The organism is Qipengyuania nanhaisediminis (assembly GCF_045862805.1).
GTDB lineage: Bacteria > Pseudomonadota > Alphaproteobacteria > Sphingomonadales > Sphingomonadaceae > Erythrobacter > Erythrobacter nanhaisediminis_A.
Genome location: NZ_AP025760.1, coordinates 2,604,672 through 2,619,985, shown reverse-complemented (window position 1 = coordinate 2,619,985; position 15,314 = coordinate 2,604,672). Strand labels below are relative to the sequence as shown.

The window sequence follows — 15,314 nt, the reverse complement described above, 5'->3', positions numbered from 1 at the left end:
CCATTTGATTTATGTCTGAAGTTGGGCCAATTGTGGACGTTCAGCGCCGCAGAGCAAACGTAGGTTCTCCACTTGAGATGACGTCAAGACAACCGAAGCCCGTTTGGAAGCGATAGTGTTTAGGTGAGCTTTCAACGCTGCGCCAAGCCTCTGATTGTAGCGCGAAGAAGGGGTCGCCTTCAACTCGGTAGGCGAAGTGGTGCGGAACCAATCCGACCCACTCCTTTGGATCACTCTCTGTGCTCAATGGAAACTCATTCAGCATTCGCACGATAACTCCCCATCCAAGAAAGCTTACTTCTAGAATGCGGTCATCATCTGATGTCGCAAATGCAGCGGTTTGTCGTTGCCAATCGAATGACAGCAAGTCTGCTCGGTCTGCATCTGACCAAGGGGCAGGGCTATGTATTGGGAAGTACTTGATCATCGAAGCACGCTAGCGGCTGAAGGAGATCAACGCCACGACTCTAGATGACCGCTTCCCACCAATTCTAGGCATTCGGTGACGGTGCTCGATCACCCGAAACCGGACAGGCGGCTATGCGAGCGTTTCTGATAAAAGCGGTCTGACGGCTAACGACCCGGTAGCGGCCATTCGCTTATCGATGTAGATCAATTGCATGCGTGCCTTGTTCGCCTCACTCGTCTTGCTTATTGCTACAAGCTGCGCGCCCGACAGCGGCGGCGAGGAAATCGAGCGGCTCGAAATGCGGCTGTCTGGCTGGTCTTCTCTCGACGTTGTGATCGATGCAGGAGGTAATGGAACCTACAAGGATAGCGAACCATATCCCGACGGGACGAGGGGTGGTTTCAAACTCGCTCGAGCCGAACTGCTTGAACTGCTTGCCAAACTACAGCCATATCACGAACAAGCGGTGTCATTCTCTGAAGAGAGTGCGATGAGGTTCATCATGCGAGCCTGCCCTAAAGGCGTGCCCAATGTTACGGACGCAGGCGCATTCTATGTGCGCTGGCAGTCAGCTGACGACGACGTCCATTATCTTGCCGATTTCGGCTGCGACCACGAGCGACTGGCAGATAGAAATGGCGAACTGCGCGACATCGTCGAAGGCCTTCCTATACCCTCAGTTCCGTGATCGACCTGTCCGCTTGCCACCCACTTTCAGACATCTGGCGTCCCTAGCTCTTCTGGCAAAACCAGCCGCTCAAGTGGGTCTCGCTGAGGTCGACTTGTGAAGCCGCACTGAAGCGCGGCGCTTTCACTAGGAAACGGTGACCATTTCTAAGGAACACACTTTGGGTTCTGCGTGGGACAGAGTGAATCCTGGCTCACTCGATGGAATTAAACCTCTGAAAAATAAGGATAACTTCTAAAGCTTCCGATAAATTCGTAATGATGGGATCAGAGGTTCGAATCCTCTAAGCGGCACCACCTCTTTCAGCTTAGTTTTCTTCGGCTTTGAAGCGACAGCGCTTTGGGCCTTGGAGGGGGATTTTGCCTACTGATAGGCCTTTGCGCTCAGTGGGCGACTGGGTTGCTTTTGGGTGCTGCTTGGGTCTGAAGCTGGGCCAATTGCGGAATGTCCGCTTCCGGCTTATTAACGATGCATTGCAGACACTCAGTGATCGGCCCACTTGCAAATACGTGGGTCAATGCCAGTACTGTGCTGCCGCATCGACTCAATTTGTCAATTTCAACCGCTTGATCAAGCGACAAAATCCATCGTGGTCTTAAGCACCCCCATGCCGCAACAAAGCGCAACGAGGTGTGCGCTGTTCCGCGCATGCAATTTAAGCCGAGAGTTGTCCAAGTGCTTTTCAACCGTCCTTGGCGCGATACGTAATTTGATCGCGGCTTCCTTAGCGGAGAGGCCAGAGGCGGTAAGCTCGATTATCGATATTTCTCGTTCCGTTAATCGGAATCTATGGTGGTCCATTGCGTCCTCCCAACGAATAGTGGCAGCGCAGCAAAAGCCGAAAGCCACAAGGTGAAAAACGCAACCCGAATCGGCTGTTTATCAATAGGTTTATGGTCCGAAAGTTGCTTCAGTTCAAGTTTGTTAACTAACGCGTAGCTTCGAATGTACTAAATCGGGACATCTCTAACCCTCCGTAATCTTTCGGCAATTCATGACATTCTGCGCAACAAAGTTTAAATTGTGCAAATTCTATTCGTAAATTTACTTAGGTAAATTCCCATGCCGATTCCTGCCAATAGATAATGGTTTCCAAAGAGTTAATTTGATTGTGACGGCATGGGGGGACGAGATATTCCTTTCTCGTTCGGTTGCCGTGTCTGTGAAAGGACTAAATCATGCACAATGGCATCAAATATCTAGCGGCCGCTTCAGTTTCGGCTCTCATCTTCGCCAGCCCAGCAGCAGCTCAGGATTCCGAATCCTTCGTACTCGCATTGTCGGGTTCGGTAGACAGTAACTGTGAACTTATTCCTGAAGGCAGCGGCTCTTTCAACGTCGATATGCTTGAAACTGGCGATCAAGGCGCGCTGACAATCGTTTACTCATGCAACTCGCCTTACACGGTATCTCTGCAGTCGCTCAATGGCGGTATGGAGCACCAAGAAAGCGGCGGCGCAGTCAACATCGACTACGACATCGAATCTAGCTTTCTGGGGCTTCCCTTCGGCGTGACCACCACGAATTCGGCTGATATGGAAGCAGCACCGGTGGTTATCGTGACCGATAACGATTGGCAGAACATTCTGACCAACGGTGGCACTCGTTCAGGCGATCTCGACCTTCAATTCGATAGCATTGCCGAGTTCGCAGTGGCCGGTACATATCAGGATGAACTGACTATCACACTCGCTGCAAACTACTAAGTCTCTTGATAGACTTGTGATTTTGGACCGGGAGCGTAGACTTCCGGTCCAAAGTTGTTTTTGGGGGGTGAAATGATCAAATTTATTTTTCGGTTGTTGCTGCTGATGGCGCCAACATGTGCTCTCGTGTCATTCCCGGTGTCAGCCTATGACTTGCAGCCGATAGTTATCCAATTGTCTCCTGCCGGCAATGGTTCAAGTCAGACAATGACTATTACAAACACCCACCAGGTTCCGATCGCTATCGAAGTTGAGGCTTTTAAGCGTGAGCAGAGACCTGATGGCACCGACGAGCTCACGCTTGATGAAGAAGATTTGATTATCTTCCCTCCGCAAATGGTTATTCCACCAGGGCAGAGCCAATCATTTAAAGTGCAATGGGTGGGTGATAGCGCGCCAGCACGTGAACTCGCTTACAGGATCGTAACAACACAGCTTCCGATCAGATTTGATACGCCAGAGGTCAACGGCCGCCGGGCTGATCTAGCGGTTAATTACAGGTACGAAGCTGCCCTTTACATCATGCCGCCCGGTGTCGAGCCGGTAGCTGAATTAATTTCGGCGCGGACAGTCGTGGCTGAAGATGGTGCGAAGCAGATCGAATTGGAAATTGCTTCGATTGGTTCGATGCGTGCTATCATTGAGCAACCCTCACTAGAGATTACAACGTCTTCGGGGCAGTCGTTCACCCTTGACGGAGACGCGGTTTTGCCACTTGTTGGGCTCAATATTCTCCCGGGCAACACAAGGATCGTACGCATCGCTGCCCCTGATGCGATCGGAGATGGCCCCATAACAGCCACCTTGGACAACACTTATATTCAGTTACGTTAGAGGGGTGAGCGATGGTTCGCCTTTCACTCACGTTCGTTCAGAAGCCGAGTTTGGCGGTGCTGCTGCTGATTTCGGCATCGTTTGTTCAAGCTCGAGTTGTCGCGCAACCGGCACCTAAGGTTGAGGTGGACTCAGCCGAAATTGCGGTTTCCGATCGGCAGGTTGAGAGCGGGGAGCAATTGGATACAGGCGTCGACGACCCGCCTCCACCGCCGGCGCGCAGGCCAATAACGACAGACCCGGATGCGATTTTTCGTGACGTTTTCGGAACGGAGCGCCCAACGCTACGCGCCGATAATTATTTTATACTCGTCGATAGTATCAACGTCGGTGAGTTTTTTGTGCGCCCTCTCGATGGCGATGATGGATTGGTCGACACCAGCTTCATTACAAATATTCTCATACCGATAGCAGAGCCCGAATTGGTCGAGCGGCTTGAACCACTGATCGCTGATGAGACGGTAGCGTTCGAGAGCCTTCGCGCAGTGGGAATAGACGTTCGTTTTGACCTTTCACAACTGGTCGTCCGCGTTGATGTTCCTGCTGACTTGCGCCGGGTGCGTGATATTTCTCTGCGGCGGGCGCGGCGGCGCGGCAACATTCAATACGCAGAACAGGCAGATGTCTCCGCGTTTGTGTCGGTGCGTGCTGGCTTAGACTTTGTGGCGTCGTCTGACATCGATCCCAGTGGCTTCAGCGGCTTAGTCAGCGCTTTTGATTTTGGTGTGAATATCGGAGGAATCGCTGCGCAAGGTCGTGTACGATATAATGAACGGCGAACCAGAAAGTGGAGCAGAGGTGATTTCAGGCTTACCTATGACGACACTGACCGTCTAATCCGCTATGAACTTGGCGACTTAAGCGTAGGGCGGCGACCATTTCAGATAGCGCCGCGTATTGCAGGTATCTCCGCATTCCGCGAATACCCGATTGACCCTTACCTGAATGTCCGCCCGCGCAGTGAGCAAGGCTTCGCTCTTGATCAGCCAGCGCGCGTTGAAGTGTTCCTCAATGGCGCGCCCGTCAGATCCTTCGATCTTCCAGCAGGGCGCTTCAATTTAAGTCAGTTCCCGCTCATCCCTTCGGCAGCCAATGATGTCGAACTCAGAATAACTTACGCGACGGGCGAAACCGAAATTCTCGCCTATCCTGCATTTTACGATATTGAACTGCTGGAACCGGGCCTGCTTGATTTTGCATTTAATGTCGGCGTGCCGTTCTTAGATGATGATAGGGGGCGTGTTTACGACGATGGTGAATACAATGTGCTGGGATTTGCTCGATTGGGCGTTTCACAAGTTCTCACTCTGGGTGTGAATTGGGAAGGAAACAGCAACTTCAACACCGTAGGCGGTGAAGTTGTGTGGGCGTCTCCAATCGGCTCGCTTCTCGTTAATGCCGGTGTCAATATAAACGATCCATCCATAAACAGCGGCCGTGTTTCTGCTCGCTATGCATGGCGGGATACAGACACCGAAAGAGGAAGAGCGGTCGACGCTGAGGTCACTTTGACAGGCCGCGACTACCAGACACTCAACCAGATTTTCGGAGGCAACCTCTCAAAATTGACGGCAAACGTCCGCGCTGGCCAAGTCATCGCGCCGCGAACCCGGGCGCAGATGTTTGCGAGCTACGAGGACTTGAGGGGCTTTGGCAGGACAGCAGTCGTTGGAGCACTAGTTTCGCGAGGATTCCATTGGGGAACGGTTTCTTTGGGCGGAGAATATCGCTGGTCTGAGTTTGAAAATGAGCTGACGGTGCGGGCATCGTTTACAGTCCCGTTGGGCCGACGTGGTACGGTGAGCGGAAACTATATCAGCGAACGCAATGCAGTTTCGTTTGATTTCAATCGGCCGCCAGCGGTCGGTGTGAATTCGTTCGGCTACAGTGCATCGTTTGAACGGCGCGATGATTTCGATAGGCAACGCGCTCAAATTAGCTATCTCAGCAATCGGTTTGACTCTGCGTTAATACAAACTCGGCAATCCGGAAACGGACGAAGCGATGTGCGTACTGGCGCAACGTTCGGCACGGCTTTGGTTATGGCAGACGGTGCCGTTGCATTGTCCAGGCCGGTGACCAACAGCTTTGCAATTTTTGAAGTAAACGCAGGTGCAGCCGACTTCCAAATAGCTGTCGAGCCTCGGACTGGTTTCGGCTCTACTGAAACACGCTTCACTGCGAACAGCGGCGCCCTTGGGCCTGCTGTAATCCCCAACCTTCCAGCATATTTCGATCGGACCATTGAAGTTGTCGCGCCAGATGCGCCGGTTGGGACCTCGGTTGGCAATCAGGTCTTTTCAATCAAACCGGGGTTCATGTCAGGGTTTCGCCTGAAAGTTGGAAGCGACCGTAACGTCACGCTGCTCGGGATTCTCTTGGACAGCAACGGAAGTCCAGCCAATCTTGTTTCGGGAGAGGCGCGGGAGCTTTCGTCCGACAACCAACTCAATACCGAAGTCGATCCGATCTCCGTGTTTACCAATGCGTCCGGTAGATTCCTATTGGAAGGACTCAAAGAAGGTTCGACATATGAAGTGACTGTTGCAGGGCCAGATGGACCCGCAACCGCACTTATAACCGTACCGGATGGCACCGTCGGACTTTACCGCGAAGAGCAACCGGTCACACTTAATGCTCCACTCGGCGCGGCGTCTGGAGCGCAACCCGTGGGAGAAGAGTGATGTCTGCCTTTAAGCTATTAAGCGTGACGTTTTTGATCGCCGTCGTATCGAATTACTCCGCGCCGATTTCTGCTCAAGACTTTATCGAACCGGAGACGTGCGAACTTTCTATTGCATCAGATAGCGCGATTGATTGGCGCGGCCTTTATGGCCGTGGTTACGAAGTTTTTGAACCTTCCGAAGATTTTGAAGTGATCATGGTTGAGGTGCGGCATATTGGTCCGCCATGCGAATTCTTTATCACAGCGACTGACCTTGGCGGTTCGGTTAGACCGAGCTTGAATGGATCTGGCGGCCAGCTCGCTTATGACCTACGCAGACAACCTTCAGGACCATCAATATTCTCACCCGACTTTATCGGCGATCAGTTCAGTCGACTTGCTGGTCGTTTCGGTCCTGGGCCAAATAGTACGACCGTTGAATTGTATCTCACGATCCCCTCAGGACAGGCGATCGGAGGGGGGGCATATAACGGCCAACCGATCCTGCGACTGTTTCGCGATGATCCAACCGGTCCCGACCTAATGGATGAAGTCGTAGTCGACGTGACAGTGCCCGTTCCGTCAGTGTTGAGCGTCGAAATTGCCGAGGCTGCGCCTGGGCTTAGATCAATGGATGTCGACCTTGGCAATTTGGGGAGAGACGTAAACAAAACCGTCGTCTTCGAAGTCCGTAGCAATGCAGCCATTACCGCTAGCGTATCATCGCAAAACAACGGCATGCTTGCGCACTTTGCTGGTGGCCCAAGCATTCCTTACACTTTGTCGCTCGGAGATAATCAAATGAACCTTCAAAATTCAGCGCAGACGATACGGCTAAGGGATACTGGATCGCTGTTGCAGCCGGTAACACTGGATATTACGGTTAACGGGAATCCGGGTGCGGCGGCTGGTCAATACAACGATTCCTTGATGATCACATTCATTGCGGACTGAAAATTCTGACCTGAAATCAATTAAGTGGCCAATCACCGTGCAACTAGCGAATGAGATTTACATTCTCGCTATGGAACGGCCTAGCAAGCAGAGCGCTGCAATCTTGATACGAACCAAGCAGCCAAGCAAGCTCAGTTAGCGGGCGTCGGTCGGTAAGCACGCAACGCATTTTTCGCGATCATCGTCACTTTGAGACAAAATGGCATTAGGTCGTTCGGGCGCAGCCTATTTGCATTACGCAAGCTTCGAACGGCTGCTTAACCGTAAACGACCCACGAGCAATCCAAAGGTCCGGTTCTGTAAACGTCTACTTCCCACCCCAGAAGCGGCCATCGATAGTTCTGCCTAGCAGATACGAGACCAGCCGCTCAAATGGGTCAGGCTGAGGTCGAGTTATGGATCCCAATTGAAGCAAAGCGCTTTCGCTAGGAACCGAAGGTGAAACAACGTGAACGAACTTTGGGTCGTGTGTGGGGCGGCGTTCAGGCAGCGTTTTCCTGATTTCTAAGCCAATGAATAATACAGACATTGCCAAGCGACTCTCCTGAATTCGTAATGATGGGGTCAGAGGTTCGAATCCTCTAAGCGGCACCACACCTTTCAGCTTTGTTTTCTTGGACCTTGAGGCGAACGCGCCTTAGGGTTCGGGGCACTAATTCGTCTGTCGAAAGGCCATTAGGCTTCTCGGGCGGTTGGGTCTTACTTGGGTGCTGCTTGGGTCGGCTGGAACTGGGCCGTTAGCGGCCATTCCGGTTTGCGGTTCTTGCACTGCTATTCCTGTCTTTCCGCTAACGACGCAATTTGCGAACTTTGGTCAGGCCGGGCCAGCGAAAGAAAGCGGACACTGCCATTCGCAAGTGGAAACGTTTGCACTTGGCGACCATGGCATTCATATTTGGAATGTCATGATCAGTCATACCAAATTGAGGCATATCGTTGCTGTTGACCGCGCGGGTTCAATTACAGCTGCGGCCAAGGCCCTGCACGTCACACAGTCCTCGGTCACAAAGAGCGTTGCGGAGATTGAGCGTGAGGTTGGCCATGCGCTGTTCGAACGCAAATCTCGCGGTGTGATTGCGACGGCTGAGGGGCGCGAGTTCTTGGATCGCGCTGCCCGGATTGTCACCGACCTTGATCTGCTTCTTACCGACACGCAGGATGAAGCGAAGGCGCGTGAGGCCATCTTCCGGTTGGGTGTCAGCCCGCCTTCGATTGAGGGCTTGCTCAACCGTGCTTTGTGCCAGTTGGTGAAAGATCGCCCTTCTATGAGGCTTCAGGTTTCATCAGCCCCCGTTGAACAGGCACTTCGCAGCTTGAGACGCGGTGATTTGGACGCTCTTATTGGTCCGACCGATTTCATGTCAGGAGAGAGCAGCATCGCGATCGAGCCGGTAAGCTCAATCAAGGCGAGGCTCTTTTGCCGCAAAGGTCATCCGTTGACCAAGCATCGCAAAGTCACACCGCGAGACGTAATCGCATATTCGATCGTCACCCCTGATGTGTCGAGCGATAACACCGATGCGTTGCGTGAGCTCTATACAAAGGCGGGAAAGCACCCAGAGCGTTTTCTCCACCACGTTGAGAACTTCGCCACTCTTGCGGATATGGTGGCAAGCACAGACCTGCTTGCCATTGTTAGTGAAGCCTATTCCGATAGCGCTGCGTTCCGTTCGCGTTTTGCGATTGTTGATCTGGACGTGTTCAGTCCGATGGAGCTGAGTTGCGGGTTTTCAGCGGACCGACAGATTGCAGGGAACCTCGCAGCATTCTTGCGCTCGCTTAAGGCCCATCCGCCCAGTTAACGCCTGTATTCCAATTTGGAATAGTGAAGGCGCAATTCGCATTAGACTTAATGGGTCAATCAGGCATTCTGCACTCCAATCAAAAACACGATGGGAGCAAGCCGAATGCCAAAAGCCGCTGCAGAAAAAGTGATCGTTGCAGGTGTGGGGATGATCCCCTTCACCAAGCCCGGCGCTTCGCCTTCCTATGATGAAATGGGGGCAGCGGCTGCGAGGGCCGCATTGGACGATGCAGGCGTCGACTACGCCCATGTCGAGCAAGCCTATGCAGGTTATGTCTATGGCGATTCCACTTGCGGGCAAAAAGCGCTTTACCGCGTCGGCATGACGGGCATTCCCGTCGTCAATGTGAACAACAATTGCTCAACCGGTTCCTCAGCGCTGTTCTTGGCGCGGCAGGCCATCGAATCCGGCATGCTCGACTGCGTTCTCGCCGTGGGGTTTGAGCAGATGGCACCGGGCGCACTAGGCAGTGTCTATGAAGATCGCCCCAGCGCTTTTGAAAGCTTCGATGAAACCTGCGAAGACATCATGGGCAAATCCGAAGTTCCGCTTGCGCTCAAATATTTTGGCGGCGCGGGCAAAAGCCATATGGATAAGTACGGCACCACGCTAGAGGATTTCGCCAAGATCAGAGCGAAGGCCAGTCGCCATGCGGCGAACAACGAACTCGCGGTCTTCCGCAATGTGGTAACACCCGAGGAGGTGCTTGAAGCCAAGGCATTTTGGCCTGGCGTGATGACGCGGCTAATGGCGTGCCCGCCCACATGCGGCGGTGCGGCAGCGGTGCTGGTTTCGGAGAGCTTTGCCAAGAAGCATGGCCTCAACACTGATGTGGTCATCGCTGCGCAAGCGATGCGGACCGATTTTCCCTCCACGTTTGATGCGAAGGACATGATGCAGCTTGTCGGATACGACATGACGGCCGCGGCCACTAAAAGCGTCTATGAAGACGCAGGAATTGGCGCCGAAGACGTGGACGTTGTCGAGCTACATGACTGCTTTGCGCATAATGAGCTGATCACTTACGAGGGCCTTGGCCTTTGCGGTGAAGGCGAAGCGCAGAAATTCATCGCCGACGGGGACAACACATTCGGCGGCAAGGTCGTCACGAACCCATCGGGTGGGCTTCTTTCCAAGGGGCATCCGCTGGGCGCAACGGGCCTCGCCCAATGCTACGAGCTGACCCATCAATTGCGCGGCACGGCTGGCGCAAGGCAGGTCGAAGGCGCTCGCAACGCCCTCCAACACAATCTCGGGCTTGGCGGCGCATGCGTTGTCACCCTGTATCAGGCAGCTTGAGGAGTTTTCGTATGATTGATCGCAGCAAAATCGGCAGCTCTTTGGGCATTCTCACGGTTGACGTTGAAAAGGGGCAATTGCGTTTCTTTGCCAAGGCGACGGGTGAGAAAAATCCTGTCTACACCGACGAGGAAGCGGCCAAGGCTGCGGGCTATCGTTCGCTTCCAGCCCCGCCCACCTTCGGTTTCTCGCTGGGCCTCGCCGCGCCTGATCCTTTTGCCAAATACACGGATCTTGGCATCGACCTTGGCAAGGTTCTGCACGGCGAGCAGAACTTTGAATATTTCGAGCCGATTTGCGCAGGCGATACCATCACGCTCGAAGACAAAATTACCGACATCTTCGACAAGAAGGGCGGCGCACTGGAATTTCTCGTGATCGAGACAAGCGCAACCAATCAAGACGGCAAAGTGGTCTCCAAATCGGTGACCACCACTGTCGTGCGGCACGGATAGGGGACATTCGATGGTAACATCTCTGGAAAATATCGAGGTTGGAACCGAGCTTCCTACGATCACAAAACCGCCGATCAACCGCACCACGCTCGCGCTGTTTGCAGGCGCATCGGGCGATCACAACCCCATGCACATCGACATCGACTTTGCGAAGAAGGCGGGCATGCCGGATGTCTTTGCGCATGGCATGTTGTCGATGGCTTATCTCGCGCAGGTTCTCACCGGCTGGGTCCCGCAAAAGGCGATCAAGCAATACGGTGTTCGCTTTGGCGCGATCACGCATCTGGGCGACGAAATCACCTGCACGGGCAAGGTCGCTGAAATCTTCGAACAGGATGGCGAGAAATGCGCTCGGATCGAACTGCAAGCTGCCAATCAGGCAGGCGACGTTAAACTGGGCGGTCAGGCTGTCGTGAAGCTTGGTGAGGGATAATCCAATGACAGATACACTCAATTTCGAAGGTCGCGTTGTAATCGTAACCGGCGCTGGCAATGGCCTTGGCAAATCGCACGCGCTCGAATTTGCGCGGCGCGGTGCGAAAGTGGTCATCAACGACCTTGGCGGCGCGACCAGTGGCGGCGGGCGCGATAGCGCGGTTGCCCAGAAGGTCGTCGACGAGATCAAGGCGGCTGGCGGCGAAGCCGTGGCCAATGGCGATAGCGTCGAGGACGGCGAGAAAATCGTCCAGTGCGCCCTCGACACTTTCGGACAGGTCGATGTGGTGGTGAACAACGCTGGCATCTTGCGCGATGCGACCTTCCATAAGATGACGCAGGAAGACTGGGAGCTTATCCAGAAAGTCCATCTGGGCGGCAGCTTCGCGGTTACGCGCGCCGCTTGGCCGCATATGCGCGAAGCTGGATATGGCCGCGTCATCATGACCGCATCGGGCGCGGGCGTTTATGGCAATTTTGGACAAGCGAACTACTCGGCGGCCAAGCTTGGCCTGCACGGTCTTGCGCAAACGCTCGCCATTGAAGGGGCAGGCAAAGGTATCTTTGTGAACACGATCGCACCGATTGCAGCCTCGCGACTGACCGAGAGCGTCATGCCACCTGCCATGCTCGAAGGGTTGAAGCCCGAACTGGTCACACCGCTTGCGATCAAGCTTTGCCATGAGAGCAACACCGATACCGGACAATTGTTCGAAGTCGGCGGCGGCTGGGTCTCGCGCCTACGCTGGGAGCAGACGCAAGGGGCACGCTTCAATCCGGCGCAAGGGTTCTCTGCCGAGCAATTGGCGGATGAGTGGGACACGGTTCAATCCTTCGAAGGCGCTGGCCACCCGAAGGACATGATGAACACGCTCAAGGTCGTAGGCGAGCTGATCGGAGTGGACCTGTCATTGTCGAAACAGTGATTGGCGCGGGACACACCGAAAGCTTTGGGAGAGGCGCATTGACGGACACAGCAAGGAACGGATCAGCGGGTCTCGAAATGATGGCAATGACGCAGCCGCTCCGCGCCGCTGCGTCCGCCACGCCCACAAAAATCGCCACAAGGATGGGCGACAAGGACCAGACCTGGGCTGAGGTTCAATCCAATGTCGCTCGTATGGCCGCCGCTCTCAAAAGCCTTGGCCTGAAAGAGGGTGATCGCACCGCAATCCTCGCTCTCAATTCGGATCGCTACACCGAATACCTCCTTGCGACATGGTGGGCGGGCGGCTGCGTTGTGCCGATGAATGTGCGCTGGTCGGCGGCTGAAAACGCTTACTCATTGAGAGATTCTGGCGCGGAAATTCTTTTCGTTGATGCGATCTTTGCTCCCATGTTCGAGGCGATCAAAGCCGAGGCTCCAAGCATCAAGCATGTGATCTTCCTTGGAGACAGCGCCCCGCCCCGCGACATGTTGAATTACTCCAAATTACTGGCCCAGCACGAACCTGCGCCGGATACCAACCGCTCAGGCGAAGACCTTGCGGGGCTATACTACACCGGCGGAACCACAGGCTTTCCCAAAGGCGTAATGCTCTCGCACAGGGCGCTTTGGTACAACGCAATGGCGGCGGCAGGAATGTGCTCGTTAGAGGCTGGACACACCTATCTGCACGCGGCCCCGATGTTTCATCTGGCCGATGGCGCATTGTCAGCGGGTGTCACATTGGCAGGCGCGAGCCATGTCTACATCCCAGCCTTTGATCCGGTTGCGACGCAAAATGCGATGGCACAATATGGCGTAACCCATGCCGTTCTGGTGCCGACCATGCTGGCCATGGTCTTGCAGCATCCTGAGTTTGATCCAGCCAAGTTCAGCAGCCTGCGCACGATCATCTATGGCGCATCACCCATGCCCGAAGGGGTGCTACGCAAGGCGATGGAGATGCTGCCAAACGTATCGTTCGTGCAAGCTTATGGACAAACCGAGCTTGGCCCCCTGGCGACCATATTGCCCGCTTCATGCCATGAGCTCGATGGAGAGCATGCGCATCGTCTCCGGTCGGCTGGCCGTACGATACCGGGCGCAGAGATAAGGCTGCTTGATGATCAACGCGCCGATGTTGTCCCTGGCGAAGTCGGCGAAATTGCCGTTCGCAGCCTTGGCGCGATGACTGGCTATTGGAACATGCCGGACCAGACGGCGGAAACGCTGGTGGATGGCTGGGTTCACACAGGCGACGGCGGATACCGCGACGATGACGGATTTCTCTACATCGTCGACCGGATGAAGGACATGATCGTGACCGGCGGAGAGAACGTCTTCTCAGCCGAGGTAGAAAGCGCGCTCTCAACACATCCTGCCGTTGCAGAAGCCGCCGTGATCGGCATCCCAGCCCAGCAGTGGGGAGAGGCCGTTCATGCGGTGATCGTCTTGAAAGAAGGCGCATCGACAAGCGAAGCCGACCTGATCGAGCACTGCCGCGCAGCTATCGCCAATTACAAATTGCCCCGAAGCGTTGAGTTTCGCAGCGAACCCTTGCCGCTCTCCGGCGCAGGCAAGGTGCTGAAACGCGAGCTTCGCGAACCCTATTGGAAAGACACAGATCGCCAAGTCAACTGACACGGCGACCACTCACAAGGACACACAATGCGCACTCTCAATGCCCCCTGGATGAGCGACGAGCACAAGCTCTTCGCAGACAGCGTCGCACGCTTTATCGACGAGGAATGCGTGCCTCACGAAGCGCGCTGGGCGCAGGAAGGCGAAGTCGACAAGGAGCTTTGGACCAAAGCTGGCGAAGCTGGCCTGATGGGCGCTGGTATCGACGAGGAATATGGCGGCTTTGGCGGGGACTATGGCTTCGATGCGATCATCGCCTATCAACAAGGGTACACCAACACGCTGAGCTGGGGCGTGCTGCTGCAATCCATCCTCAAACACTATGTTTCCGCTTTTGGCACCGAGGAGCAAAAGCGGAAATGGTTGCCCGGCATGATCAGCGGAGAGCTGATCCCCGCGATTGCTATGACGGAACCCGGCACTGGCTCTGACTTGCAGGCTGTGCGGACAAAGGCCGTTCAGGATGGCAACGAATATGTCCTCAACGGCTCGAAGATATTCATCACCAACGGCCAGCAAGCAAACTTCGTGATCGTCGTTGCGAAAACCGATCCTGAGAAAGGCTCATCGGGAATCTCGCTTATCGCTCTCGAAACCGATGGCCTCGAAGGGTTCAAGCGCGGCACCAATCTCGATAAAATTGGCATGAAGGGGCAGGACACCTCGGAACTGTTCTTCGAAGACGTCCGTGTCCCCATGACCAATGTGCTTGGCATGGAGGAGGGCAAAGGCTTCTATCAGCTGATGCAGCAATTGCCGTGGGAGCGGCTTGGAATTGGTTTTTGGGCCTTGGGCGCGATAGACCGGGCAATCGATGAAACACTTACCTATGTGCAAAACCGCAAGGCTTTTGGCGGACGCCTGATGGATTTGCAGAACACCCGCTTCAAGCTTGCCGAGTGCCAAACAAAGGCGGACGTGACCCGCGCCTTCCTCGATCGCGGCATGGAACAGGTCAATCTCGGCGAGTTGACGGCATCTGACGCATCCAAAGCCAAATGGTGGGCCACACAGGTCCAGTGCGAAGTCATCGACGAGTGCCTGCAATTACACGGCGGATATGGCTTTATGAGCGAATATCCGATTGCCAAGCTCTACACCGATGCGCGTGCGCAGAAAATCTACGGCGGCGCGAATGAAGTCATGAAGGAGCTGATCGCACGCACGATGGATGCAGGTGGCTAGTGTTGCATCTGCTAAGCAGACAGTCCGCTTCCACCCCAATTGCGGTCATTCATGGCTCCGCCCCACAGCCACAATACCAGCGGTCCAAATGGGTCTGGCTGAGGTCGAGTTACGAAGCCGGACTGAAGCAAAGCGCTTTCGGTAGGAAATGCTCTCACTTTAGATTTATCGCACTTTGGGTTCTCTGTGGGTCGTGCGCTCAGATGCGAGTCAGAGTGCGTCTAAAGTACTGGTGAATATGGATTACTCGAAACCACTCCTCTAAATTCGTAATGATGGGGGCAGAGGTTCGAATCCTCTAAGCGGCACCATT

13 protein-coding genes are annotated in these 15,314 nt (G+C 54.6%); 12 read left to right on the top strand and 1 reads right to left on the bottom strand.

The window, feature by feature from the left end; genetic code table 11:
• The first annotated feature begins 620 nt into the window (after positions 1–620).
• Complete coding sequence (locus tag ACKTSM_RS12715) at positions 621–1,097, top strand: hypothetical protein (RefSeq protein ID WP_407875017.1); 477 nt, start codon at positions 621–623, stop codon at positions 1,095–1,097.
• Positions 1,098–1,667: 570 nt separating this feature from the next.
• Here ACKTSM_RS12715 and ACKTSM_RS12710 read toward each other — a convergent pair.
• A complete protein-coding gene (locus ACKTSM_RS12710; RefSeq protein ID WP_407875016.1) occupies positions 1,668–1,898 on the bottom strand; it encodes a response regulator transcription factor in 231 nt (76 codons plus the stop codon).
• Positions 1,899–2,275: 377 nt separating this feature from the next.
• Here ACKTSM_RS12710 and ACKTSM_RS12705 point away from each other — a divergent pair, with 377 nt between their 5' ends.
• The 11 genes from ACKTSM_RS12705 (at position 2,276) to ACKTSM_RS12655 (ending at position 15,001) form a co-directional block, all read left to right on the top strand.
• Entirely contained in the window at positions 2,276–2,803 is a 528-nt protein-coding gene (locus tag ACKTSM_RS12705; protein ID WP_407875015.1) for a hypothetical protein, read from the top strand.
• A gap of 72 nt (positions 2,804–2,875) precedes the next feature.
• Complete coding sequence (locus ACKTSM_RS12700) at positions 2,876–3,637, top strand: molecular chaperone (RefSeq protein WP_407875014.1); 762 nt, start codon at positions 2,876–2,878, stop codon at positions 3,635–3,637.
• An 11-nt stretch (positions 3,638–3,648) separates the two neighbouring features.
• Positions 3,649–6,321, top strand: coding sequence for a hypothetical protein (locus ACKTSM_RS12695; protein WP_407875013.1), 2,673 nt, complete (start codon positions 3,649–3,651; stop codon positions 6,319–6,321).
• Positions 6,321–7,256, top strand: coding sequence for a hypothetical protein (locus tag ACKTSM_RS12690; RefSeq protein ID WP_407875012.1), 936 nt, complete (start codon positions 6,321–6,323; stop codon positions 7,254–7,256). The genes ACKTSM_RS12695 and ACKTSM_RS12690 overlap by 1 nt, the downstream gene beginning before the upstream one ends.
• Positions 7,257–8,113: 857 nt before the next feature.
• Positions 8,114–9,058 carry a LysR family transcriptional regulator gene (locus ACKTSM_RS12685; protein WP_407875011.1) on the top strand — a complete coding sequence of 315 codons (945 nt, stop codon included), beginning with the start codon at positions 8,114–8,116 and terminating at the stop codon, positions 9,056–9,058.
• 105 nt (positions 9,059–9,163) lie between these two features.
• Complete coding sequence (locus ACKTSM_RS12680; protein WP_407875010.1) at positions 9,164–10,360, top strand: lipid-transfer protein; 1,197 nt, start codon at positions 9,164–9,166, stop codon at positions 10,358–10,360.
• Between the two features lie 11 nt (positions 10,361–10,371).
• Positions 10,372–10,815: a MaoC family dehydratase N-terminal domain-containing protein gene (locus ACKTSM_RS12675; RefSeq protein WP_407875009.1), complete on the top strand. Its 444-nt coding sequence runs from the start codon at positions 10,372–10,374 to the stop codon at positions 10,813–10,815.
• 10 nt (positions 10,816–10,825) lie between these two features.
• A complete protein-coding gene (locus ACKTSM_RS12670) occupies positions 10,826–11,248 on the top strand; it encodes a MaoC family dehydratase (protein WP_407875008.1) in 423 nt (140 codons plus the stop codon).
• Between the two features lie 4 nt (positions 11,249–11,252).
• Positions 11,253–12,176: an SDR family oxidoreductase gene (locus tag ACKTSM_RS12665; RefSeq protein WP_407875007.1), complete on the top strand. Its 924-nt coding sequence runs from the start codon at positions 11,253–11,255 to the stop codon at positions 12,174–12,176.
• A 77-nt stretch (positions 12,177–12,253) separates the two neighbouring features.
• The gene (locus tag ACKTSM_RS12660; protein WP_407875006.1) at positions 12,254–13,816 is read left to right on the top strand and encodes a long-chain-fatty-acid--CoA ligase; all 1,563 of its coding nucleotides are present in this window, start codon (positions 12,254–12,256) and stop codon (positions 13,814–13,816) included.
• A gap of 27 nt (positions 13,817–13,843) precedes the next feature.
• Positions 13,844–15,001 carry an acyl-CoA dehydrogenase family protein gene (locus ACKTSM_RS12655; RefSeq protein ID WP_407875005.1) on the top strand — a complete coding sequence of 386 codons (1,158 nt, stop codon included), beginning with the start codon at positions 13,844–13,846 and terminating at the stop codon, positions 14,999–15,001.
• Positions 15,002–15,314 lie beyond the last annotated feature (313 nt).

Excerpts from the sequence above, each read along its gene's own strand:
- ACKTSM_RS12715 (WP_407875017.1), top strand. The coding sequence starts at position 621 with ATGCGTGCCTTGTTCGCCTCACTCGTCTTGCTTATTGCTACAAGCTGC.
- ACKTSM_RS12710 (WP_407875016.1), bottom strand. The coding sequence starts at position 1,898 with ATGGACCACCATAGATTCCGATTAACGGAACGAGAAATATCGATAATC.
- ACKTSM_RS12705 (WP_407875015.1), top strand. The coding sequence starts at position 2,276 with ATGCACAATGGCATCAAATATCTAGCGGCCGCTTCAGTTTCGGCTCTC.
- ACKTSM_RS12700 (WP_407875014.1), top strand. The coding sequence starts at position 2,876 with ATGATCAAATTTATTTTTCGGTTGTTGCTGCTGATGGCGCCAACATGT.
- ACKTSM_RS12695 (WP_407875013.1), top strand. The coding sequence starts at position 3,649 with ATGGTTCGCCTTTCACTCACGTTCGTTCAGAAGCCGAGTTTGGCGGTG.
- ACKTSM_RS12690 (WP_407875012.1), top strand. The coding sequence starts at position 6,321 with ATGTCTGCCTTTAAGCTATTAAGCGTGACGTTTTTGATCGCCGTCGTA.
- ACKTSM_RS12680 (WP_407875010.1), top strand. The coding sequence starts at position 9,164 with ATGCCAAAAGCCGCTGCAGAAAAAGTGATCGTTGCAGGTGTGGGGATG.
- ACKTSM_RS12675 (WP_407875009.1), top strand. The coding sequence starts at position 10,372 with ATGATTGATCGCAGCAAAATCGGCAGCTCTTTGGGCATTCTCACGGTT.
- ACKTSM_RS12670 (WP_407875008.1), top strand. The coding sequence starts at position 10,826 with ATGGTAACATCTCTGGAAAATATCGAGGTTGGAACCGAGCTTCCTACG.
- ACKTSM_RS12665 (WP_407875007.1), top strand. The coding sequence starts at position 11,253 with ATGACAGATACACTCAATTTCGAAGGTCGCGTTGTAATCGTAACCGGC.
- ACKTSM_RS12660 (WP_407875006.1), top strand. The coding sequence starts at position 12,254 with ATGATGGCAATGACGCAGCCGCTCCGCGCCGCTGCGTCCGCCACGCCC.
- ACKTSM_RS12655 (WP_407875005.1), top strand. The coding sequence starts at position 13,844 with ATGCGCACTCTCAATGCCCCCTGGATGAGCGACGAGCACAAGCTCTTC.